This window comes from Actinoplanes sp. NPDC089786 (assembly GCF_040684855.1).
Classification (GTDB): domain Bacteria; phylum Actinomycetota; class Actinomycetes; order Mycobacteriales; family Micromonosporaceae; genus Actinoplanes.
The window spans coordinates 34,199-56,622 of sequence record NZ_JBFBGU010000007.1; the positions used below are offsets into that span (position 1 = coordinate 34,199).

Genomic DNA, 22,424 nt, shown 5'->3' on the forward strand with positions numbered 1-22,424 from the left:
GACAAGCGGTGCGTATAGGTGCGCAGAGCGGCAAGGCCGACCAGTGGGCACGCGACAAGCGGTGCCTATATGCGCTCAGAGCAAAGGGGCGGGATGAGGACCAGGGCACGGCTCGGGATCGCGGCCGGCGCGGCGGCGGTGCTGGCGACAGTGGCGGCGGGATATGCGGCAAGCACACGCGAGAACGCGGTCGTCCCGGCGTACACCGGCGAAGTGGATCTGAGACCGGGCCCGCGCCTGCTCACCGTGACCGACCGGCACCTGGCCGCGGTCGAGCTGGACGACCCGGACGGGCCGCGGAGCGTCTCCCCCGTCGAGTGCCTGCGGGCCTACGCGGCGGCCGGGACCGGGGTCTGCCTCCGCCCCACCGACCCGTGGTCGAACGAGCTCGTGGTGCTGGACGCGGACCTGAAGCCGAAGCGCGCCTTCGCGATCCCGGGCCAGCCGAACCGGGCCCGGGTGTCGCCGACCGGCCGGATGGTCGCGTGGACGACGTTCGTGGGCGGGGACTCGTACGCGACGGGTGGTTTCTCCACGCGCACCGGCATTCTCGACACGCGCACCGGCGACAAAGTCATGTCCCTGGAGGACTTCGCGATTACAAAGGGAGGCAAGGGAGGCAAAGGAGGCAAGGCCTACCGGAACGTGGACGTGAACTACTGGGGTGTCACGTTCGCGCGGGACGACAACACGTTCTACGCGACGCTGGGGACGGCCGGGAAACGGTATCTGGTCCGCGGGGACTGGCGAGCACGCGAGGTCACGACGCTGAAGGAGAACGTCGAGTGTCCGTCGCTGTCGCCGGACGGGACGCGGATCGCGTTCAAGGAGGCGGTCGGCGGTGATCCGGCGCGCGGGTGGCGGCTGTCGGTGCTCGACCTGGCCTCGATGCGGGTGACCGCGACCGCCGAGACGGCCGGCGTGGACGACCAGGCGGCCTGGCTCGACGACCGGACGCTGGCCTACACCCTGCGGCAGGACGACGGGCGGCCCGACATCCATCAGGTGCCCGCTGACGGGAACGGCGCCCCGCGCCTGCTGGTGCGGGGCGCCGAATCGCCGTCGGCGCTGGACTAGTTTCGCAGGCCGGGCACCTCGATCGTGATGATCTCGGTGTCGTCCGGCCGGCCCGCGATGCGGCCGTCGTTGCCGGGGAAGTTGTTGTCGTTGGCGACCAGCACGCGGTTGCCGGTCAGCGGCAGCACGGTCTCGACCGACTGGAGCGGGAACGAGAACAGCGGGCCCACGCCATACTCGCCGGGACGCGCGGGGAGCGACACCGAACGAGGGTCGGCGATGCGCATCAGGTCGACGACCGGCCGCCGCGGCAGGTAGCCGTCCGAGCCGACCTGGTCGAGGTCGGTCTCGATCAGCCGCTTGATCTTCGAGGCCGGGCCCATGCCGCCGTCCCGCTCGATCAGCAGGATGCGCCGGCCGTCGAGCACCGCGGCGTCGCCCACCGCCAGGGAGGCGTCCTCGTTGGCGAAGGACCAGGTGCGGCCGGTGTACGCCGCGCGGCGCACGTCGAACTCGTAGACCACGCGGCGGCGCTGGTCCGGATCGTTGACCCGGGCGCCCTCGAGGATCGGGTAGAGCGTCCAGCCGTCGCGGCTGACCGCCATCGCCTCGAAGCCCTTGCTGGCCGGCAGGTTCGGGGTCTCCCCCGGCGCCAGGTACGGCGACTGCGGCGACCTGGTGCCGTCCGGCAGCGGGATCGGCGCCTGCAGCACCTTGCCGGTCTCGTCCGTGCGGAGCAGGAACGGCCCGAACTCCTCGCCGAACCACAGGTCGCCGCGCGCGTCCCGCTGGAGCGACTCGAGGTCGAAGTCGGCGCCGGTCAGCAGCCGGTCGGCGGTGTCCTGGTTGACGATCGGGAACGGGATCTTCCGGTCCGGATCGCGCAGGCCGATGAAGCCGTTGACGGTGATCTCCCGACCGTAGAAAAGGTCGTACGCCCGCAGCAGGAAGTCGGCCGAGTTGGCCTTGGTGCCGAAGCCGTTGTCCGGCATGGCCAGCAGCCGCTTGCCGGAACGGTCGCCGGCGAACCGCGGGATGATCCCGGAGAAGCCGGGGATCGGCTGGCCCGGGAACGGCGGGGTGATGCCGTTGACCGGGGTCGGCGGCAGCAGCGTGCCGGAGACCGGGCCGGGCTGCCAGGCGGTGGCCGAGAGGAGGGCCCGGGTCTTCAGGGTGACGTCGGGCTTGACGCGTACGGCGAACGTGTAGAGCCGGGTGATCTGGGTGGCGCCGCCGTTGTCGTCCGAGATGAGGTGCACGATCCGGCGGCCGTCGGCCGTCGTGCCGCCCAACGCGGCGCCCTCGATGTTGTCCAGCAGCGGGTTGGGCTGGGGCTGCTTGGCCGTGGCGCCGGCCGACGGGCAGTTCACGATGTCGGCCAGCAGCGTTTTGCCGGCCCAGGCGCGCGGGTCGGTCAGGTTCTGCAACGACGCGACGTTCGTGACATCCGCCGCGCCGAGCGTGGACACCTGGTAGAGCCGGACGGTGTTGCCGACGCCGGCCGTGAAGCCGCGCTCGACCGCCATCAACGTGTCGCCGCCGAGGGACAGCAGCTCGACCAGACCCAGACCCGAGTCCGTCTTGTACGCGTACTGCGACACCGGCCGGTATGAGGGAGCACCTTCGTACCGGATGATCCGGCTGCCCGACACATCGCCGGAGAGCGGGCCCTCCATGCCGGCGTACAGCACCTTCTGGTCGGGGCCGGCCGCGAGCGCCTCGAAGGTCTGGTTGACCGCGGCCTCGCCGGCCGGCGCGACCTGGAACCGGGCCGGCACCGGCAGCGACGCGATCTCCTGGCCGTCGGACATCCGGAACCGCCGGATCGACGGCTCCCGCTCCGAGGAGGCGAGCACGGTCCGGCCACGGTTCTCGGCGACCAGCCCTTCGCCGTCAAAATCGCTTCCGGTGTACGGGGTGCCGTCCGCCCGCTTCAGCACGGTCACGCCGGTCACCGACGGACGCTTCAGCGTGATGTCGTAGACGCGGGCGGGCGTGGTCCCGATGTTGTCGACGAGCGCCAGGGCGTGGTCGTGGGTGGTCGGCGAGATCGCGGACAGGCCCGCGACCTGCGTACCCTCGAACGTGGTCTTGTCCAGGGCGTCCGAGAAGCCGCGCAGCGACACGTCCGGGGAACACCGGTAGTCAACGGCCGCCGGGCCGCCGGGCACGACCGGCAGCAAGAGAATCGCCAGTAGGGGCAGTTTGCCTGACAACGGATCTCCTTAACGGTTTCGGAAAATCAGGGCGTCACCGCCGCGTACGGATCATGATCCACAGAATCGGCCATCGACATGGACACATGGTTACGTCCACGGGGGCGAAAGGGTGGACAGCGGGCCGCGGCAGCCGCCATCATGCCCGGCGTGGCATCGAAGGACACATTGGATAAATTGACCTGGCCGCCGTCGAAGCCGGACGGTGTGTCACTGATCGAGCTGGTCACCGCGCTGCAGTTCCTCGCCACCGACGAGGACCGCGACAAGGGCGTGAAGCAGACCCGATGGGACGCCGACACACCCGGCTCACTCCAGGTGCTGAAGTCCGGCGTGACCAGCGTGACCAGGTGGTGGCTCAAGCGCGCGGGCGCGGCCGGTGGCGCGGCGGGCCTGCTCGCGGCGGTCGGCGGGGTGATCATCAGCTCGGTCACGCCGTTCCGGGACACGCTCGGCGAGCCGATCGCGGTGGCCCTGGTCGGCGCGGGCTCGCTGATCATCGCGGCCACGGTGCTGGCGCTGGCCCACTTCGTGACCGGTGACCTGCGGGCCCGGTCCTACGCGACGGCCGCCCGCACGGCGGCCCGGGCCGACGTGGCCAGCGCCTATCTGACCGGGACAGCGGCCGGTGAAAGAGCCGGCGAGCCCGCCGCCGACCTGAGGCTCGAGCTGATCGCGGCGTTCGGCGCGTTCGACAGCGTCCACGTGCGGGTCAGGGGCGAGCACGCCTGGGTCGAGGCGATCGGGGTGCGGCGCGGCAGCGAGGGCTTCCAGGTGCGTCTGAAGGACGGCGACTGGAAGCCCCTGGCCGAGATCGAGCAGTACACCACCGTCCGGGTCTAGCCTGGTTTCACCGTCGCCGCGCATGATGGCGCCCCGGAAGCGAATGTGGCCTAGCGGATCCGACCGGCGGCGGCGTACATGGACACCTCGGCGGCCGGCGGCGGCTCGCCCTCGGCGCGCCACTCGGCCAGCGGGACCACGCCCGGTTCGGCCAGGTCGAGGCCGTCGAAGAACCGGGCGAACTCGTCGCGGTCGCGCAACCGCCCGGCGCCGTGCTTCCCGGACTGGATCATGGCCGCGGCCTCCGGCGGCAGCCAGTCGGCGGTGGCGTGCGACATGACCAGCCAGCTGCCCGGCGGCAGGGCCGCGACCAGGCGTTTCACCACGCCGTAGGGGTCTTCGTCGTCGGTCACGAAGTGGAGCACGGCGAACAGCAGGAGCGCGACGGGCCGGCTCAGGTCGAGCGTGTCGGCCACCTCGCGGCTCTTCAGGATGGCCTCGGGTCGGCGGACGTCGGCGTCCAGGTAGGCCGTCCGGCCCTCGGCCGAGCTGGTCAGCAGCGCCCGCGCGTGGGCGAGCACCAGCGGGTCGTTGTCCACGTAGACGATTCGGGACTCGGGGGCGATGAGCTGCGCGACCTCGTGCGTGTTGTTGGCCGTGGGCAGCCCGGTGCCGATGTCGAGGAACTGCCGGATGCCCGCCTCGCCGGCCAGGTGGGTGACCGCGCGGCGCAGCAGCCGGCGGTTCTCCACCACGGCCGTGCGGATGCCCGGGAACTTGGCCGCGATCGCGTCACCGGACTCCCGGTCGGCCGCGAAGTTGTCCTTGCCGCCGAGCCAGTAGTCGTAGCGCCGGGCCGGGTGCGGCACCGAGGTGTCGATCTTCGGAGCCTCGCCGCCCGGGTTCTCGGTCTGCATCGCGCCATCCTAGACACTGATTCACTGGAACTGACCCACCAAGATGTCCCAGCTGACCTTGGTGATGGCCGCCGCCTCCGTGCAGATGGCCTCGGCCTCGGCCCGCAGCTGGGCCGGCGGTTGCGGCTTCTTGCTCAGCCCGTAGCACGGGACCGGGTCGCGCAGCTGGCCGTACGTGCCGAGGAACTGGTTGATCAACCCGAAGGCGCCGCCGTAGAGCAGGTCGGCGTTCTTCGGGTCGCTCGCCCGGAGCACGATCCCGGTGGTCTCGGCGACCTGCTCGGCGGCGGCGAGGGCCTTACCGCACTTCTTGTCACCGAGGGGCGTGGAGCGGGTGCATCGGTCCAGGTTCGCGCCGGGGTGCGCTTTCATGGCGGTACGGAAGGCTTTCCGCATCTCGTCCTGAAGGTAATCCCTCGTCGGCGTGGCCGCGATCGACGCCGAGGGGGTGGCCGACGACGGCGCCGGGACCGGGGCCGACGACGCCGGAGCGGGCGGCCGCGCCGGCTCCCCGCCACAGCCCGCCAACGCCAGGACCAGCAGGAACGCGGTGACCACCGCACCCCGGCGTGACGCCGAGGGCGATGCATAGGGGTGCTCGGAGCAAAGGGCCATGAACGGGACGTTAGGCGGCCCGTCCACGGTGGAGGCGCTGCCTGGCCGCTAACGGACAGGTCAGGGCCTTCATCACGGCCGCCGGCTCATGTGGACAGTCAAGTTCCGGACACTGCGGGAACGTCGCCAGATCAATACCCTTCAATGGGTCAAACGACGCCTCACGGGGAGGCCCCGATGGGCCGGTTACGAGCGTTTCTCTCGATCGTCATCGTTCTTCTCCTGGTCGGAAGCTGTTCGAGTGAGCCCGACGACACAGCCCCCGAACTCCGCAAGATCGTCTATCTGACCGCGTTCGGCGCCGCCGGCCGGGACGCCTTCGCCTGGATCGCCCAGCAGAAGGGCTACTTCCGCGAGGCCGGCCTCGACGTCGAGATCCAGCTCGGCGCGGCCACCGGCGAGAACCTGAAGACGCTCGCCGCCGGTCGGGTCCAGTTCGCCAACAACGACCTGATCGGCGGCATCATCCTGGCCGGCAAGGGGACCTACCCCGACTTCCGCGCGATCGCCGCGATCCACCAGGAGACCCTGGTCTCGATCGTCGCCCCCAAGGACGGGCCGGTGCGGAAGCCCGCCGATCTCTCCGGGAAGACGCTCGGCGCGGCCACCGGGTCGGTCAATCAACTGCTCTTTCCCGCGTACGCCAAGAAGGCCGGCCTCGATGCCGGCACGGTGAAGTGGGTGAACGCCTCGCCCCAGCAGGTCCCGGCGCTGATGGCGTCGGGCCGGGTCGACGCGCTCAGCACCTTCCTGATCGGGCGACCGGGCGTCGAGAAGGCGGCCGGCAAGCCGATGACCGTGCTGCCGTACAGCGAGTTCCTGCCCGAGCTGTTCGGCAACGCCATCATCACCAGTACCAAGCTCATCGCCGACGACCCCGATCTGGTCCGGCGCTTCCGGGACGCCGCGCTCAAGGGCCTGCAGTACACCCTGGAGCATCCCGACGAGGCGGCCGCGCTGCTGCATCAGAAGAATCCGGCGAGCGCCGCCGAGTCCGCGAAGGGCGAGATCGCGCTGATGACCCCGTACACGAAACCGGCCGCCGGCCAACCGCTCGGCTCGATCGACCAGGCCCGGGTGACCACCGCGATCGGCGTGCTGGTCGAGACCGGCCTGATTCCGCCGGGGCTGACCGCCGACAAGGTGGTCGAGTTCCCGCTGACCCCGCGATGACCGGTTCCCGGTACGCCTTCGACAACGACCACGACGAATCGGCCAACCGGCACCGCCACCTGGCCGCCATGTACGACGACTTCACCCTGCGCCGGATCACCGAACTGGGCCTGGCCGCCGGCCAGCGTTGCCTGGAACTCGGCGCGGGCGGCGGCAGCGTGGCCGCGCGCCTGGCCGGCCTGGGCGCGAAGGTGCTGGCCACCGACCTGAACGTCCGCCACCTGCCGCCCGACGGCCGCTACGACATCCTCCAGCACGACCTGCGGCGCGACCCGGTCCCGGCCGGGCCGTGGGACCTGATCCACGCCCGGCTGCTGCTGCTCCACCTGGGTTCCCGCGCCGAGATCCTGACCAGGCTGGCCGCGGCGCTGGCCCCGGGTGGCGTGCTGCTCATCGAAGACTTCGAGACGACGTTCCGCAAGGGCGTGCTGCGGGCGCCCACCCCGGCCGACGCGGCGATCTACGACGCGTACCACGAGGCCCTGGCCGAGCGGGTGATGCCGAGTTTCGGCAACGACCCGACCTGGGCCGGGCGGGTGCACGCGGCGATGCTCGACGCCGGGCTGACCGACGTCACCACCGAGGTGCACGCCCGGTCGTGGCCCGGCGGCTCGGCCGGCGCCCTGCTCCAAGCGTCCAACATCGTGCAGCAACGGGCCGCTCTCCGGGACGCCGGTCTCGCCGACGCCGACCTCGACCGGATCCTGGAGCTGCTGAACGACCCCGGCATGGTCGTACGCGGGCATCTGCTGTATTCGACGGCCGGTCGGGCATGACCCGCACCGGTTTCCTGGCGCCCGTGGTGACCGCCGCCGGCGCGGTCGCGCTGTGGTGGTGGCTGACCGACGCGTTCGACGTCCGCCCGTTCTTCCTGCCGTCGCCACCGGACATCGTGACCGCGTTCCGGGCCCAGCCGGCCTACCTGCTGGCCGAGCTGGGCCACACGGTCACGTCGACGCTGCTCGGCTACGGCCTGGCCACCGCGGCCGGGGTGCTGATCGCGATCGGGCTGACCGCGTCCGACCTGGTCCGGCGGGCGACGTTGCCGCTCCTGGTCGCGGTCAACGCCGTACCCAAGGTCGCCATCGCCCCGCTGCTGGTGGTCTGGCTCGGCTTCGGCCTGCAACCCAAGATCGTGCTGGTCGTGCTCATCTCGTTCTTCCCGATCGTGCTCTCCGCGTCGGCCGGTCTGACCTCGCTGCCGATCGAGCTGACCGAGCTGTCCCGGTCGATGGCGGCGTCGCGCTGGCAGGCGTACGCCCGGTTCCGCCTTCCGTGGGCGCTGCCGCAGATCTTCGTCGGCCTCAAGGTGGGCGCCACCCTGGCCGTGATCGGCGCCGTGGTGGCCGAGATCAGCAACCCGCAGACCGGCCTGGGCGCGGTGATCGCCCTGTCCAGCGTGAACGCCGACACTCCCCTGGCCTTCGCCGCCGTCCTGCTCCTGGCCCTGCTCAGCGTCGCCCTGTTCTACGGGGTGGTCGCGCTCGAGCGCCTCGCCCTCCCCTGGGCCCGCGCCATCACCGGCTAGTGGTAGCCCCTGGCGGTATCCGGGCGGCGGATACCGCCAGGGGCTACCACTGCGAAGAAGCGCGCCCGGGCCCCTGCGCCGATTCAGAAGACCCGGGCGGCCGTCACCGCTCTAGGAAAGAGCGAAACTCGGGTGCGGCGGCTGGTTGTAGGCGGTGTTCTGCCAGGCCACGGCCTCGCGGTACTGCCGGTCCTGCATCAGCGACGGCCGCGAGATGCTGGTCGGGTCGGTCGTCGAATAGATCCGCAGCGCCCGGTTGTCGCTGGTCGGCCAGATGACCTCCTCGCGCCAGTCGCCGAGGATGTCGGCCTGGAGCGACGGCGTGGCCTTGGTGCCGTTGTTCGAGTGCACGCCGCTCGCGGTCAGCAGCCGGGTGTCGCCGCCGGTGCCGTACTTGTCGATGTGGGTGGCGTCGAGCAGCTCCCGCTGGGCGTCGCCGTCCCACCAGATCACGAAGTTGGCCGAGCCGGGCTTGCGGCCGACGGTGCCGCCACCGGTGTTGAGCAGACCGTTCACCGCCGACGACCACGATTCGGCGCCGGGGCTGCCCGCGTAGATGTCGGCCGACACGCCGCGCCCGTTGTCACAGCCGCAGGAGGCGTTCTGCCAGATGATCTGACCGGTACGCGCGTCGCCCATCCACGCCGCCGGCTTGGACGTGGACTCGTTGACCTTGAAGACCTCCAGCCCGGCGCGGCTCGGGATCAGGTCACCGACGTGGTAGGCGTCGCCGTGGCCCATGCCGTTGGTCCACAGCCCGTTGCCGTTGTCGTCGATCGCCATCGCGCCGTACATGATCTCGTCGCGCCCGTCGCCGTCCACGTCCGCGATCGACAGCTGGTGGTTGCCCTGTCCGGCCCAGGCCGAGCCGTTGGTGGACGAGTTGCTGTCGAAGGTCCAGCGCCGGGTCAGCGTCCCGTTGCGGAAGTCCCAGGCGGCGACGACGCTGCGGGTGTAGTAGCCGCGGGCCATGATGATGCTCGGGTACGACCCGGTGACGTACGCGGTGCCGGCCAGGAACCGGTCGACCCGGTTGCCGTAGCTGTCACCCCACGACGACACGGTGCCGCGGGCCGGCACGTAGTTCGTGGTGGCCGCCGCCCGGCCGGTCGGCCCGTTGAAGACGGTCAGGTACTCGGGCCCGGTGAGGATGTAGCCGGACGAGTTGCGATAGTCGGCCGACGACGAGCCGATCACGGTGCCGCCGCCGTCCTTCGTACCGTCGGCGGTCTTCATCGCCACCTCGGCCTTGCCGTCGCCGTCGTAGTCGAACACCTGGAACTGCGTGTAGTGCGCGCCGGCCCGGATGTTGCGCCCCAGGTCGATCCGCCACAGCCGGGTGCCGTTCAGCTTGTACGCGTCGATGAACACGTTGCCGGTGTAGCCGGACTGCGAGTTGTCCTTGGCGTTGGACGGGTCCCACTTGAGGACGATCTCCCACTGGCCGTCGCCGTCCAGGTCGCCCACGCTCGCGTCGTTGGCCGAGTAGGTGTACGCCACCCCGTCCGGCGTGGTGCCGCCGGCCGGGATCTGGATCGGCACGTCCTGGCTGGCGGCGAGGGTCCGGACGGGGTCACCGGCGGTCAGCGTCTCCACGCCGGCGCCGACCCGGTAGGTGGCGCCGGCCGGGGCGCCCGCGTCGGTGAAGTTGGTGACGGTGCTGGTGGCGACCGCCTTGCCGTCGCGGTAGACGGTGTAGGTCGCGCCGGCCGGGTCGTCGCCGAGCTGCCGCCAGGACAGGAAGGTGCCCGTCGTGGTGCGCATCGCGATCAGGCCGCGGTCGAGCTTCTCCGTCGTGCCCCGGGCGACCGGCGCCGGGGGCGGCTCGGCCGCGTCCGCTTGCGCCGCGACGACGACGCCACCGGCCGTGGCGAGGAGGACGCTCGCCGCCGCGAGGACTTTCACAGGTTTCATCGAGACCGTCCCAAGGGGGCTCGGGCCGCGCCCGCACCGCGGTGGAACGGCGCGAGCCGGCAGCAGGAAAGCGCTTACCTGGCCCGCACACCGTAGGCATCGCATATACACGTGTCAATGGGAGCGCTCCCAAAACGGCGCCTGACGCCAATCGGTGCGACCGTCAGTGGCGCCACTGGAGCATCGCGGCGGTGGCGTCGTCGCGCAGCTCGCCTTCCTCGTACGAGATGATCGCGTGGATCAGCCGGCGCATCATCTCGGCGGCCGACACCCCCCGGGCCTGGGCGTCCAGCATGAAGGCGGCGAGCCGGTCGGGGCCGAAGAGGGTGCCGCTCGCGTCGCGGGCCTCGGTGATGCCGTCGGTGTAGAGGACCAGCGTGTCGCCGGGCTGGAGCTGTTCCTCGACGACCGCCGGGGGCCGGGTGACCATGTGCTCGAGGCCGAGCGGCAGCGTGTTGGGCGAGGGCAGCGAGGGGATCCGCCGGCCGCCGCGCAGCAGCAGCTCGGCCGGGTGCCCGGCGCTGATCCGGCGGTAGCGGCCGGTCGCGGTGTCGAGCTCGGCCAGCAGCGCGGTGACGAAACTGCCCGGGTATTGAGCGCGGATCCACTTGTCGATCGAGCGGAAGGTGTCGACCAGGGAGAGCCCGGAGCGACGGGCGTTGCGGTACGTGTTGAGGGTCAGCGTGGTCAGCGCGCTGGCGCTGATTCCGTGGCCCACCGTGTCGAAGAGCCCGACATGCAGCACGTCGCCGTTGGCGGCGTAGTCGAAGGCGTCCCCGCCGACGTCGTAGCAGGGCTCGAGCACCGCGGTGACCAGCGTCCCGTCGACCGCGAAGGTCAGCGGCGGCAGCTGGTTCCAGATGATCTCGGCGGCCAGCTGCATGGGCAGCCGCCGCCGGGTGTGCTCGACCGCGTCGCCGTAGAACCGCCGGCTGGCGATCAGCTCGGCCACCAGCGCGGCGATCACGTTCATGTCGTGCCGGGCCTCGTCCGAGGGGTACGCCTTGACGCCCAGCTCGAGCACGCCCAGCCGCTCGGCGCCGTGCAGCAGGGGCAGCCACAGCCGCCCGCCGTCGTCGGTGGCCAGCCACGCGTCGCTCGCGGTGGTGAACGCCCGCCCGGCCGGGGTGCCCTCGACCGGCCACGACTCCACGCCCGCGTCGGTGCCCCGCAGCGGGCACAGGTCGAGCTGGCCGTAGTCGATCAGCAGCACCGCCGCGGTCTCCGCCCCCAGCATCGGGGCAGCCTGCGCCAGCACCGCGGGGAGGTCTTCGGCCCGGCCGCGGTGCCGCAGATCAAGGAGCCGCCTCACGGCCTCCATCGGCGCATCCATTGCCCCCATCCTTGCCCACCCGGGCGGCCGGGACCATCCGGGGATGGCAAGTCCCTGCAAATAATCTGCAAACGTCAATGCCTTCCCAATTCGGAAAGGCTGTGCTTTTCTGTGCGTGGGAGCGTTCCCACGCACAGCGCCAGCCGCATTCCACCGTGCGGCGCGCGAATTCCCGCACATTTCCCCAATGCGAAGGAGTGGTTAGTGATGTCTGGCCGTATTCAACGGCTCGCCAAGTACGCCTCCGTGGCCGCGGTGCCCGTCCTCATCGCCGCCGGCGTGGCCGGTGCCGCACACGGACAAGCCCCCGCCCAGACCCTCGGCGTGCTCGACCAGGTCGGCTGGAGCACCCAGAACGGCGGCACCACGGGCGGCGGCAGCGCCGGCAGCACGACCGTGACCAGCGCTTCGGCCCTGACCACCGCCCTCGGCTCGTCGAGCGCGGCGGTGATCCGGGTGTCCGGCACCATCTCCTGCTCGGGCATGCTGCGGGTGCGCTCGAACAAGACGATCATCGGCAACGCGGGCGCCACCATCGCCGGCTGCGGGCTGAACGTCAACGGCGACCGCAACGTCATCATCCGCAATCTGAACTTCCGCAATTGGAATGACGACGCGATCAATGTGCAGGAGTCGGCGACCAACATCTGGATCGACCACAACTCGTTCAGCAACGGTTATGACGGCGCGGTCGACATCAAGCGCGGTTCCGACTTCATCACGGTGTCGTGGAACCGGGTGTTCAGCCACGACAAGTCGATGTTGCTCGGGCACAGCGACGACAACGGCGGCCAGGATCGCGGCCACCTTCGGGTGACCTACCACCACAACTACTTCGACGGCTCCACCCAGCGCCACCCACGCGTGCGCTTCGGCAACCCGGTGCACGTCTACAACAACTACTACCGCAGCAACAGCGGCTACGGCGTCGCCTCCACCGAAGGCGCCGGCGTCCTGGTCGAGGCCAACTCCTTCGAGGGCGTCTCCGACCCGTTCCACCTCGGCGAGGGCGACTCCGGCCCCGGCACCCTGGTGGCCCGCAACAACCTGCTGGTCAACTCGGGCAGCGGCCAGACCGGCGGCGGCGTCGCCTCGATCCCCTACTCGTACACGGCCGACGCGGCGGGCAACGTGAAGTCGCTCGTCACCGCCAACGCGGGCGCCGGGAAGATCTCGATCTGACCCCCGCGAGGAACGGCCGCCGCCCGGGCTTCCCACACCGGGCGGCGGCTCTCTGTCTACGCCCTACTTGAACATCACGTAGGTCGCGCCGTAGGGCACCGACTCGCGGTCGCCGGTGGTGCAGGGCCGGGTCGGCGCCGCGCCGCCCGAGGTGTTCAGCCGCTGGATGTACTTGACCGGGGTGAGGATGCCGTCCGGGCCGCTGTGGCTGTTGACCGTCAGCAGCAGCTCGGGGATCGTGCCCGCCTTGGGCGACTCGGCCGTCTTGGTCGCGGTGACGGTCGACCCGTCGACGTTCGACTGCCAGCTCGGGCCGGCGAAGTGGTGCAGCGGGCTCTGCTGGGCCGCGTCCACCAGGAGCGCCTCCGGCACCGAGGCGGTGCCGACGAACGTGCCGTTCGCGCAGGTGTAGGTCTGGATCCCGGTGGCGACCGCCCACTCGCCGACCTTGGTCGAGCCCGCCGGCGGGTCGATCGGCGTGGCGGCCGAGGCCGACAGGGTGACGGCCGATGCGGCGACCGCGACGGCGGCGGCGCCGATGATGCTGACGGCGCGGATGTTGCGGCGTTTCGACATGACGAGGAACTCCTTGGATGGCCGATGCTGCTCTGTCGTGGTCAGCGACGGCCCTCACGGTGCGTAGTTCAGGCGCCGGCCGGGACTTAAGGAACCCTTGAGATTCCGGTACGTAACCGGCCATCCCGCCCACGCGATAGGGACCACGAACCTGGACGTTTTCTGGGAGCATTCTGGCCATGTTCCGGCTCTATTCATTGTTCGTGCTCCTCGACCTGGCGCTGCTGGTCATCGCCCTGATCGACTGCCTGTCGGCCGACGAGCACGCGATCCGCGCCCTGCCCCGGATCGCCTGGGTCTTCATCATCCTGCTGTTCTCGCCGGTCGGCGCGATCGCCTGGTTCGTGGCCGGCCGCCCGGCCCGGGCCATCCGGATGAGCAACGGCGAGAGCTGGCGGCCCGGCTCGGGCTTCCCCGAGGCCGAGCGGCCCCGGAAGAACCAGCCGACCGCCCCCGACGACGACCCCGAGTTCCTGCGCAACCTGGCCGGCTCGCTCAAGGACGACGAGGCGATGATGAAGAAGTGGGAGGCCGACCTCAAGCGCCGCGAGGAAGAGCTGCGGAAGCGCTCCGCCGAGGAGAGCTGATCCGGCCCAGGATCGCGTCGAGCACGTCCGGCGTGGTGGCGAAGTTGATCCGGGCGTGGGTACGCCATGGGTCGCCGAAGTCCGCGCCCGGGGTGAGCTGCACCCGGCCGTCCCGCAGGATGCGGCCGGCCGGGTCGTCCTCCTCGAAGTCGACCCAGCTCAGATAGGTCGCCTCGGGCGTGTGATGGGCCAGCCCGCGCTCGGCCGCCCAGGTCGTGACCCGGTCCCGGTTGGCGCGCAGCAGCGTCATCAGGTCGCGGTGCCACTCCCCCGACTCGGTCCACGCCGCCATGGTCGCGGCCCGGCCCAGCACGTCCGGCGTCCCGAAGTAGTCCAGCGGCATCCGGTCCAGCTTCCCGGCCAGCGCGTCCGGCCCGATGTGGGCCAGGGCGCAGCGCAGCCCCGCGATGTTGAACGCCTTGGTGGCCGACGTGGCGGTCACCGTCCGCCCGGCCATCCCCGGCAGGCTCGCGAACGGGACATGGCGGTGCGGCTCGTAGACAAGGTCGGCGTGGATCTCGTCGGCCAGCACCGTCAGGTCGTACTCCTCGGCCACGTCCCGCAGCGACCTCAGCTCATCGGCGGTGAAGACGCGGCCGGTCGGGTTCTGCGGGTTCACCACGACGAGCAGCTTCGGCCGGCGCTCCGCGATCGCGCCGAGATCGAAGGTCCAGCCGGTCGGGGTGCGGATCATCGGGATCGGCACCAGCGCCCGGCCCGCGCGCCGGATCGCCGCCGGGAACGGCGGATAGGCCGGCATGTGCAGGGCGACGCCGTCACCGGGCTCCGTGGTCATCTCGATGACGACCTGCAGGATCTGGATAAGATCGCTCATCACCCGGGTACGCCCGGAGCGCGGCGCCCAGCCGAACCGCTCGCGCATCCGCTCCTCGAACACCTCGGCCACCGCCTCCTGCCGGTACGGGTAACCGAGATCCTGCCGGTCGAGGATGGCCCGCACCCGGTCGATGATCGGCGGCGCCACCCCGAGGTCCATGTCCGCCACCCACGCGGGCAGGACGTCCGGCTCGACCATCCGCCACTTCGCCCCGACGCCGTCCCGCAGCCGCTCCGGCCGGACCCAGCCGGCTCCCTCGGCCGCGATTCCCAAGATGCTCCCGGCCGCGCCGTCGGCCGCGCTCCCGACCGCGCTTTCGGCCACGCCTTCGCCCGCGCTCTCGGCCACGATCAGGTCGCGCAGCACCTCCATCTGGCCGTGGTGCTGGGCCAGCTCCTCGTAGACGTGCTGGAGCGCCGCGCCCTGGGTGAGCTCGCGGTCGGGCCCGTCGAAGTCGGCCGGCGGCCGGGTCGTGAGCGGCTCGGCCGGTCTGGCGGCGAGCACGTCGGCGTGGAAGGCGGCCCGCACCTCGCGGCATCGTTCGAGCAGCGGCGCCACCGGCCCGGAGGCGGTGAACTCGGCGGCCCGGTCCCGGTCGACCGGCCGCCCGGCGACCAGGCCGCCGGCCCACGCCTCGACCACGCCCAGGCAGTGGGTGAGCAGCGCGTAGGGCGAGTTGGCGCCGGGCGCTTGCGGCTTGCGGCCGGCCCGGTCGTCGCCGAGGGTCGCCACGATGCCGGCCATCCCGTCCAGCGCCCGGCCGGCGAAGTAGAGGTATTCCTCGCGGGTCAGCATCGTGCGGGCTCCTCCGGTTACCGGTCAAAGGGGTAACTCGGAGTCTGACCTCTCGCCCGGTTACCCGTCAAGGCGGTAACCTGATCCGCATGTTCGTCTTCGTCAGCGGAAACGCCGCCCTCGACCTGGCCGGCACCCTGAAGTGGCGGCGCGACCACCCCGAGGAGACCCTGGCCGAGCCGGCCGACCTCGACGAGTGGCTGGTCCGCGCCGGCCTGCTGGACACGCCGCCCGGGGCGGACAGCTTCGACCTGACCATGGCGCGGCGGTTCCGCGAGATCGCGTACACGCTGGTGACCGCCCACCTCAACGGCCGCGCCCGGCCGCCCGACGCGCTGGCCTTCGCCAACCAGTGCGCCTCGGCCCCGCCGACCACCGTCTCCCTGACCCCGGCCGGGCTCCGCCGGAGCGGCCCGGCCGGCGCCGCCCTCTCCGACGTGGCCCGCTCCCTGCTCACCCTGCTGGCCGACCCGTCCGCCCCGATCAAGGAATGCGCGAAGCCGGCCTGCACCCGCCTCTACGTCGACCGCTCCCGGGGCGCACGCCGGACCTGGTGCGGCATGGGCGAATGCGGCAGCCAGGCCAAGATGGCCGCCTACCGCGCCCGCCGCCGCGCCTGACCGGTGTTGCCGGGGTGTTTCAGAGCCAGCCCCGGCGGACGGCCTCCATGCCCATCTGGAAGCGGGTGCGGGCGCCGAGCTGTTCCATCAGCTCGTGGGCGTGCCGCTGGACCGTGCGGACGCTCCAGCCCAGGGTGCGGGCGATGACCGCGTCGGTCGCCCCGCTGGCCAGCAGGGACATCAGCCGGTGTTCGAGCGGGCCGGACGAGGCGTGCGGACGGGGCTCGGCCCGGGTGATCGGGGTGGCCCGCTCCCACGTGGCCTCGAACAGGCCGATGGTCAGGTCGAGCAGGGAGGACTCGTGCAGGACGTACGAGATCTCCTTCCGGTGGTCGCCGGCCGAGCTGATGATGGCCGAGGTGGCGTCGGCGATGACCAGCTTGACCGGTAACCCGGCGGCGGTGCGGGCGCGCTCGCCCTTGCGGATGCCCTCGAGGATGTTGTCCATCCGGCCGGGCAGGGCCACCGACTCGGCGTCGTAGACCACCCGGTAGCCGACCTGGCCGGCCGCCAGGTGTTGCCGCTCCTCCAGGTTGGGGCCCTCGTCGCCGTGTTCGCCGGGCGGGACGAAGTAGGGCGGCTTGTCGAACGACCGCACCTCGAGCCGGGCCGCCCGCTGGATCCGCACGAACGCCCGGTAGATCTTCGACGCGCCCTCGATCACCTCGACGTTGCGGACCCGCTGCCGCGCCGCCTGGCCGGCCTGGAACGCCTCATCGAGCCGGTGCAGGTGTTGCTGGAGCCGGCCGAGCTCATGTTCCCGCTTGGCGATCAGCACCGAGCCGGCCAGCGACGGCGCCACGGCGACGTACCGGACCGGCCGGCCGGGTGTGCGGGTGACCAGGCCGCGGCCGACCAGACCGGCGAGCGCGCTGGTCACCCGGGCCGGACCCAGCTGGGTTCGCGCCGCGAGCGCCGCCACCGTAGCCTGCCCGGGCGGGATCAGCGCCTCGTACACCCGGGCCTCGACCTCGGGAATCCCGACCGTCTCCCACATGGCTCCGCCTGTCGTATTCATGCCACCTGTCACAAAGACGCATCGACCACCGTCTTGTTCATCGTGGCACAACTATGTCAGCGTCACTCCACATCGCCTGGTCGGATGGGGAGAGTCGGATGGGGAGAGATCGATGAAGTCGTGGCTACGCGTCCTGCTCGCCGCCGCCCTGGTGGCGGTCCCGCTCTCGCTTCCCGGCCCGGCCATCGCGGCCCCGGCGGCCGAGGTGCCGACCGGCTGCAACCGGGACCAGGCCATCGGCATGGACGGCATCCCGGTCGCCCGATGCTTCTCGGTCGCCCTCCGGAGCCCGCAACGCAAGGCCGCCGCCGGTCCGCTGCCGACCGCGCTGGGCCCGGCCGAGATCCGGTCGGCCTACCAGTTGCCCGACGCCGGCGAGGGGCAGACGGTCGCGATCGTCGACGCGTACGGCTATGACAACGCCGAGGCCGACCTGGCCGTCTGGCGCGCGCACTACGGCCTGCCGCCCTGCACCACCGGCAACGGCTGCTTCCGCAAGATCGACCAGCGTGGCGGCGCCGACTACCCGGAGCAGGACGAGGGCTGGGCGATGGAGACCGCGCTCGACCTGGACGCGGTCTCGGCCGCCTGCCCCCGGTGCACCATCCTGCTGGTGCAGGGCGACACGGCGAGCATGGCCGACCTGGGCGAGGCGGTGACGACCGCGGCCGGGCTCGGTGTCACGGCGATCTCCAACTCGTACGGGATCAACGGGGAGCACCCGCTCGCGCAGCAGTTCGACCAGTACTACGACCACCCGGGGATCGCGGTCACGGTGTCCAGCGGTGACGACGGCAACGTGCACAGCTACCCGGCGACCAGTCCGCACGTGACCGGCATCGGCGGCACACACCTGGCCCGGGACGGCTCGGCCCGCGGCTGGTCCGAGGTCGCCTGGGACGACGCCGGGTCGGGCTGCTCGTACTACGAGCCGAAGCCGGCCTTCCAGAACGGCGTCGCGACCGCCTGCGGCAACCGCGCGTCGGCCGACATCTCGGCGGTGGCCGACCCCGCGTCCGGTCTCTCGGTCTACGGCACGTTCGGCCTGGACGGCTGGGCCCAGGTGGGCGGCACGTCGTTGTCCGCGCCGCTGGTCGCCGCCATGTACGCGCTGGCCGGCAAGCCGACGCCGGGCACCTACCCCAACGCCTACCCGTACGCGACCCGCCGGGGCCTGTTCGACATCACCCAGGGCGTCAACGGCTCGTGCGGCGACGTGCTGTGCGAGGCCGGCCCCGGCTGGGACGGGCCGACCGGGCTGGGCACGCCGCAGGGCGTGTCGGCGCTGACGCTGGGCGAGAACGGCGAGATCCTCGGCACGGTCACCGCGGGCGGGGCTCCGCTGGCCGGCGCCACGGTCACGGCGAGCGACACGAACGGCAGGAAATTCACCGCGACCACGGGTACGGACGGCAGGTACGACTTGTACGCGACGGTCGGCACCTACACCGTGGCGGTGACCAAGTTCGGCTACCAGTCGCGCACTGTGGACGGTGTTGTGGTCACCGCCGGTGGCCGGGTCACCCAGGACATCACGCTCAGCACGACCGACTCCCGCACGGTCAGTGGCAAGGTCGTCGACGGCTCGGGCCAGGGCTGGCCGATGCGCGCCAAGATCACCATCGACGGCTACCCCGGCGGCGCGGTCCACTCCGACCCGTTCACCGGCCAGTACTCGGTCGACCTGCCGGTCGGCGCCGACTACACCTTCCACGTCGAAGCCGCCGACCTGCCCGGCTATCGCGTGGCGACGGCCAAGCTCACCGTCGGGAGGGCGAACGTCAAGCAGAACCTGGCCATCCCGGTCGACACGGACGCGTGCGACGCGCCCGGCTACGCGTACCAGAACACGGGTCTGACCCAGAACTTCACCGGCTGGACGGAGAAGACACCGCAGGCCGGCTGGACTGTTACCGACCAGATCGGTAACGGGCAGACCTGGTCCTTCGGCGCGCCGCGCTACGCCGACACCCCCGGCGCCGACGGCCAGCTGGCGATGGTCGACTCGGACGGCTACGGCGAGGGCGGCGTGCAGGACACCACGCTGGTCAGCCCGGTCGTCGACCTGACCGGCCACACGTCGCCGCAGATCAGCTTCGACGGCAGCTACATCCCGTTCCCCGACCAGGCCGGGTCGGTCGACCTGAGCCTCGACGGCGGCGCGACCTGGCCGGCCTCCTACCCGATGCCGGGCGGGCTGCGGCACTTCGAGTTCCCGATCGCCGCGGCCGCCGGCCAGCCGCGGGTGCGGGCGCGGTTCCACTTCACCGGCGGCTGGAGCCGGCGCTGGCAGCTGGACAACGTGCTGATCGGCAGCCGGGCCTGCGCGCCGGCCACCGGCGGCATCGTGGCCGGGCACGTCACCGACGACAACACGGGCAAGCCGCTGGCCGGCGCGGTGGTCACCAGCGACGCCGACGCGACCGCCTTCGGTGTCACCGACGGCGACGGCTACTACTGGCTGCACAGCCCGTCCGTCGGGTCGACGCCACTGACCGTGACTGGCGGTTTCTACACCACCGCCAAAACCAAGGCTCAGGTACGCCAGGGAGCGGTCAAGCGGGCCGACGTGCGGCTGACCGCCGGGCGGCTGACGATCGATCGCGGCACCCTGGCGTACGAGAAGAAGCTGGGTCAAGCCGGCAGCGAACCGCTCACCTTCACCAACAACGGCGCCGACCCGGTCAAGGTGCACCTCGGCGAGGACACCGGCGGCTTCACGCCGCTGGCCGGCGTCCGCTCGACCGCCGGCGCGCCCGACCAGGTGACGGCGACCTGGGTGAGCATGGCCGAGGCGGCCGGCCCCACATCGACCCCGCCACGCCAGGCCACCCCGTCGACCGTGCCCTGGGCCGACCTCGCCGACTACCCCGTGCCGGTGATGGACAACCTGGCCGCCACCCACGGCGGCAAGGTCTACTCGGTCGGCGGGACCAGCGGAAACACGCCCTACCAGGCCGGGTACGTCTATGACCCGGCCGCCGCGACCTGGTCCCCGATCGCCGACCTGCCGGCCGCGGTCACCGCTCCGGTCGGCGGCTTCATCGGGACCAAGCTCTACCTGGCCGGCGGCTGGTCCGGCGGCGGGGCCAGCCGGCACACCTACGTCTACGACCCGGTTTCCAACAAATGGGGTGAGAAGGCCCCCCTGCCCAGCGGGGCCGCGGCCGCCGGCGGCGCGGTCGTGGACGGCAAGCTCTACCTGGTCGGCGGCTGCACGACCAGCAACCCCTGCAACCAGACCGACAAGGTGTACGTGTACGACCCGGCCGCCGACACCTGGCGCACCGCCCCGGCGTACCCGTCGGTGGCCTCGTTCCTGGCCTGCGGCGGACCCCAGGGCGAGCTGGTCTGCGCCGGCGGCACGGCGGGTCCGGGCCGGGCGATCAAGGACACCTACGCCCTCGGCGCGACCGGCTGGACCAAGCGGGCGGCGCTGCCCGGCGACCTCTGGGGCGGGGCGGCCACCACGGCCAACGGTCACCTGCAGATTGTCGGCGGCGTGGTGGCCAACGGCACCGCGCTCAGCAACCAGGCCGTCGAGTACGACCCGGCCGTCGACGCCTGGACCCGCCTGCCCAACGCCAACAACGCCACCTACCGGGGCGCCGCGGCCTGCGGCCTCTACACGGTCGGCGGCTCGGCCGGCGGGTTCTTCTCCACCTGGTGGGTGCAGAACCTGAGCGGGTACGGCGACTGCGGCCAGGACGTGTCGTGGCTCTCGCTCTCGACGTCGGACTTTACCGTCGCCCCCGGGCGCAGCGTGACGGTCCGGGTCACCGCCGACTCGTCGGTGCTGCCCCAGCTGGGCACCTACCGGGCGCGGCTGACCGTCTCGACGGACACGCCGTACCGGGACCTCGCCCCCGTGGCGGTCGCCCTGACCACAACACCGCCGGCCTCGTGGGGAGAGCTGTCCGGCGTGGTGCGTTCCCGCGACGGTGCGGCCATCGGGGGCGCGACGGTCGCGCTGTGCCCCGGGTACGACACGACGACCGGCGAGTGCGGTCCGACGTCGTACACCCTGAAGACCGACACGGCCGGCGCCTGGCACCTGTGGCTGGACAGCACGTCCAACCCGGTGCAGGTGATCGCCGCGAAGGACGGATACACCCCGGCGACCCGTGTCGCCCAGGTCCGGAAGGGCGAGACGACCACCTTCGACCTCGCCCTGGCCGCCGACCCCGCCGTCACCGCGGCGAAGGCCGGCGCCTTCCTGACCGGCACCCTCCACCGGAGGCGGTAGGGGGACCTCCGGATCGAACGGCCGGGCACCCTTGATCGCCGGGGCGCCCGGCCGTTCAGCCGGCGACGTGGGCGGTGTTGTCGACCCAGTGCTGGGCCAGGCCGGCGTCGCCGCTGACGCTGATGCCTTCGCCTCCGCTCAGCGGGACCCGCCGGGTCAAGGTCAGCAGCAGCGATCGGGCCGGGCCGGTCACCGTCACATCGGCCGGCCGGCTTCCGGACTGCAACACCGCTCCCTCCGGCTGCCGTTCGACGAACCAGGCATCCGCGGTGTCGGTGGCCAGCAACCGCAAGGTCTGCCCGGTGCCCCGGATGGCATGGGCCGACGCGGGCCGCGCCATCTCCCAGGTCGGGGAGGTGAGCATCGCGAGATGGTTGCTGATCAGCGCGGCGGCGACGCCGGCGTCGACCTCGGCCGGCCGGCCCGCCGCCGCGTCCGCGTCGAAGCCGTGGATGACCGTCTCGTTGAGAACGCTGGACAGCCAGAACCGCCCTCCCGTCCGCCCGTCGGCCGCGGCGTTGAACACCGGCGCTTCCAGGGCGTCATCGGAGAAGGCGCTCACCACCCGCTGTGCCGACTCCGCCAGCCAGGCCGGCCACGCATCGGGGTCCTCGGGGAGCACGGCCATCTCGGTGGGCAACCGGCTGGGGTCGACGATGCGCCGCTCGACGATCTCCGCGACCCAGTTCTCGGTCTGCCCCACATGCGCGACCAGATCGGCGACGGTCCATTCCGGAGTCGTCGGCACGGCGGCGCCGGGGCCGGCCGCGGCGGCCGATTCCGCCAGCCGCCGGGTGTGTTTCACGATCGCCTGCCGGGCCAGTTCCACGTTCAGCTCACTCATGGGACCTGACCCTTCCACAGGTTCGTCCGGCCACGACTGATCGGCGCGGACCTGGTAGCGGCACTTCAAAGCCGAAGTCTTGGCCGCTTTGGGCGACGTGCAGCTGATGCTGGGCCGTCCCGCCGACGCAAGCGACAGTCTGCGGTCAGCGCCGGCTCTCTTCGACGAGATGAATCATCCTGACGCGTCGCGGACGGCCGAGAAGGTGAGCAGCATCCGACC

Annotated in this window: 18 protein-coding genes; 9 read left to right on the forward strand and 9 right to left on the reverse strand. The window is 71.7% G+C overall.

All coding sequences use genetic code 11. From position 1 onward, the window contains the following. Window positions 1–93 precede the first annotated feature (93 nt). The gene (locus AB0O15_RS22100; protein WP_364321413.1) at window positions 94–1,077 is read left to right on the forward strand and encodes a hypothetical protein; all 984 of its coding nucleotides are present in this window, start codon (window positions 94–96) and stop codon (window positions 1,075–1,077) included. Here the strand turns inward: AB0O15_RS22100 and AB0O15_RS22105 are convergent. Then, window positions 1,074–3,233, reverse strand: a complete 2,160-nt coding sequence (locus tag AB0O15_RS22105) for an esterase-like activity of phytase family protein (protein WP_364321416.1) — start codon at window positions 3,231–3,233, stop codon at window positions 1,074–1,076. The genes AB0O15_RS22100 and AB0O15_RS22105 overlap by 4 nt on opposite strands. A gap of 150 nt (window positions 3,234–3,383) precedes the next feature. On the opposite strand from AB0O15_RS22105, the gene AB0O15_RS22110 reads away from it, so the two are divergent. Further along, window positions 3,384–4,076 carry a hypothetical protein gene (locus AB0O15_RS22110; protein ID WP_364321419.1) on the forward strand — a complete coding sequence of 231 codons (693 nt, stop codon included), beginning with the start codon at window positions 3,384–3,386 and terminating at the stop codon, window positions 4,074–4,076. Window positions 4,077–4,126: 50 nt separating this feature from the next. Here the strand turns inward: AB0O15_RS22110 and AB0O15_RS22115 are convergent, their stop codons facing one another. Both AB0O15_RS22115 and AB0O15_RS22120 read right to left on the reverse strand, forming a co-directional pair. Continuing rightward, window positions 4,127–4,933 (reverse strand): SAM-dependent methyltransferase, encoded by an 807-nt coding sequence (locus AB0O15_RS22115; RefSeq protein ID WP_364321422.1) that lies wholly within the window; start codon window positions 4,931–4,933, stop codon window positions 4,127–4,129. A 21-nt stretch (window positions 4,934–4,954) separates the two neighbouring features. Next, a complete protein-coding gene (locus AB0O15_RS22120) occupies window positions 4,955–5,548 on the reverse strand; it encodes a hypothetical protein (RefSeq protein ID WP_364321425.1) in 594 nt (197 codons plus the stop codon). A 177-nt stretch (window positions 5,549–5,725) separates the two neighbouring features. On the opposite strand from AB0O15_RS22120, the gene AB0O15_RS22125 reads away from it, so the two are divergent. The 3 genes from AB0O15_RS22125 to AB0O15_RS22135 are packed head-to-tail and all read left to right on the forward strand — an operon-like array spanning window position 5,726 to window position 8,249. Continuing rightward, entirely contained in the window at window positions 5,726–6,721 is a 996-nt protein-coding gene (locus tag AB0O15_RS22125; protein WP_364321428.1) for an ABC transporter substrate-binding protein, read from the forward strand. After that, window positions 6,718–7,497, forward strand: a complete 780-nt coding sequence (locus tag AB0O15_RS22130; RefSeq protein WP_364321431.1) for a class I SAM-dependent methyltransferase — start codon at window positions 6,718–6,720, stop codon at window positions 7,495–7,497. The genes AB0O15_RS22125 and AB0O15_RS22130 overlap by 4 nt, the downstream gene beginning before the upstream one ends. Further along, on the forward strand, window positions 7,494–8,249 hold the full coding sequence (locus tag AB0O15_RS22135) for an ABC transporter permease (protein WP_364321434.1): 756 nt from the start codon (window positions 7,494–7,496) through the stop codon (window positions 8,247–8,249). Before AB0O15_RS22130 ends, AB0O15_RS22135 begins: the two co-directional genes overlap by 4 nt. A gap of 111 nt (window positions 8,250–8,360) precedes the next feature. Here AB0O15_RS22135 and AB0O15_RS22140 read toward each other — a convergent pair whose 3' ends face one another. Then, complete coding sequence (locus AB0O15_RS22140) at window positions 8,361–10,163, reverse strand: rhamnogalacturonan lyase (protein WP_364321437.1); 1,803 nt, start codon at window positions 10,161–10,163, stop codon at window positions 8,361–8,363. A 163-nt stretch (window positions 10,164–10,326) separates the two neighbouring features. Continuing rightward, complete coding sequence (locus tag AB0O15_RS22145; protein ID WP_364321440.1) at window positions 10,327–11,484, reverse strand: PP2C family protein-serine/threonine phosphatase; 1,158 nt, start codon at window positions 11,482–11,484, stop codon at window positions 10,327–10,329. Between the two features lie 219 nt (window positions 11,485–11,703). Between AB0O15_RS22145 and AB0O15_RS22150 the strand changes: the two genes are divergently transcribed. Then, window positions 11,704–12,678, forward strand: coding sequence for a right-handed parallel beta-helix repeat-containing protein (locus AB0O15_RS22150; protein ID WP_364321443.1), 975 nt, complete (start codon window positions 11,704–11,706; stop codon window positions 12,676–12,678). Window positions 12,679–12,741: 63 nt separating this feature from the next. Here the strand turns inward: AB0O15_RS22150 and AB0O15_RS22155 are convergent, their stop codons facing one another. Continuing rightward, window positions 12,742–13,254 carry a DUF3455 domain-containing protein gene (locus AB0O15_RS22155; RefSeq protein ID WP_364321446.1) on the reverse strand — a complete coding sequence of 171 codons (513 nt, stop codon included), beginning with the start codon at window positions 13,252–13,254 and terminating at the stop codon, window positions 12,742–12,744. 179 nt (window positions 13,255–13,433) lie between these two features. Here AB0O15_RS22155 and AB0O15_RS22160 point away from each other — a divergent pair, with 179 nt between their 5' ends. Next, window positions 13,434–13,841, forward strand: coding sequence for a PLD nuclease N-terminal domain-containing protein (locus AB0O15_RS22160; RefSeq protein WP_364321449.1), 408 nt, complete (start codon window positions 13,434–13,436; stop codon window positions 13,839–13,841). Here the strand turns inward: AB0O15_RS22160 and AB0O15_RS22165 are convergent. Beyond that, window positions 13,792–15,474 (reverse strand): aminotransferase class I/II-fold pyridoxal phosphate-dependent enzyme, encoded by a 1,683-nt coding sequence (locus tag AB0O15_RS22165; RefSeq protein ID WP_364321452.1) that lies wholly within the window; start codon window positions 15,472–15,474, stop codon window positions 13,792–13,794. The two genes, AB0O15_RS22160 and AB0O15_RS22165, sit on opposite strands and share 50 nt — an antisense overlap. Before the next feature lie 89 nt (window positions 15,475–15,563). Here AB0O15_RS22165 and AB0O15_RS22170 point away from each other — a divergent pair, with 89 nt between their 5' ends. Beyond that, a complete protein-coding gene (locus AB0O15_RS22170; protein ID WP_364321455.1) occupies window positions 15,564–16,094 on the forward strand; it encodes an ABATE domain-containing protein in 531 nt (176 codons plus the stop codon). A 19-nt stretch (window positions 16,095–16,113) separates the two neighbouring features. Here AB0O15_RS22170 and AB0O15_RS22175 read toward each other — a convergent pair whose 3' ends face one another. Continuing rightward, the gene (locus AB0O15_RS22175; RefSeq protein WP_364321458.1) at window positions 16,114–17,091 is read right to left on the reverse strand and encodes a helix-turn-helix domain-containing protein; all 978 of its coding nucleotides are present in this window, start codon (window positions 17,089–17,091) and stop codon (window positions 16,114–16,116) included. Between the two features lie 133 nt (window positions 17,092–17,224). Between AB0O15_RS22175 and AB0O15_RS22180 the strand changes: the two genes are divergently transcribed. Further along, window positions 17,225–21,358, forward strand: coding sequence for a carboxypeptidase regulatory-like domain-containing protein (locus AB0O15_RS22180; protein WP_364321461.1), 4,134 nt, complete (start codon window positions 17,225–17,227; stop codon window positions 21,356–21,358). 55 nt (window positions 21,359–21,413) lie between these two features. On the opposite strand, the gene AB0O15_RS22185 is transcribed toward AB0O15_RS22180, so the two are convergent. Next, a complete protein-coding gene (locus AB0O15_RS22185) occupies window positions 21,414–22,202 on the reverse strand; it encodes a maleylpyruvate isomerase family mycothiol-dependent enzyme (RefSeq protein ID WP_364321464.1) in 789 nt (262 codons plus the stop codon). Between the last annotated feature and the right edge of the window lie 222 nt (window positions 22,203–22,424).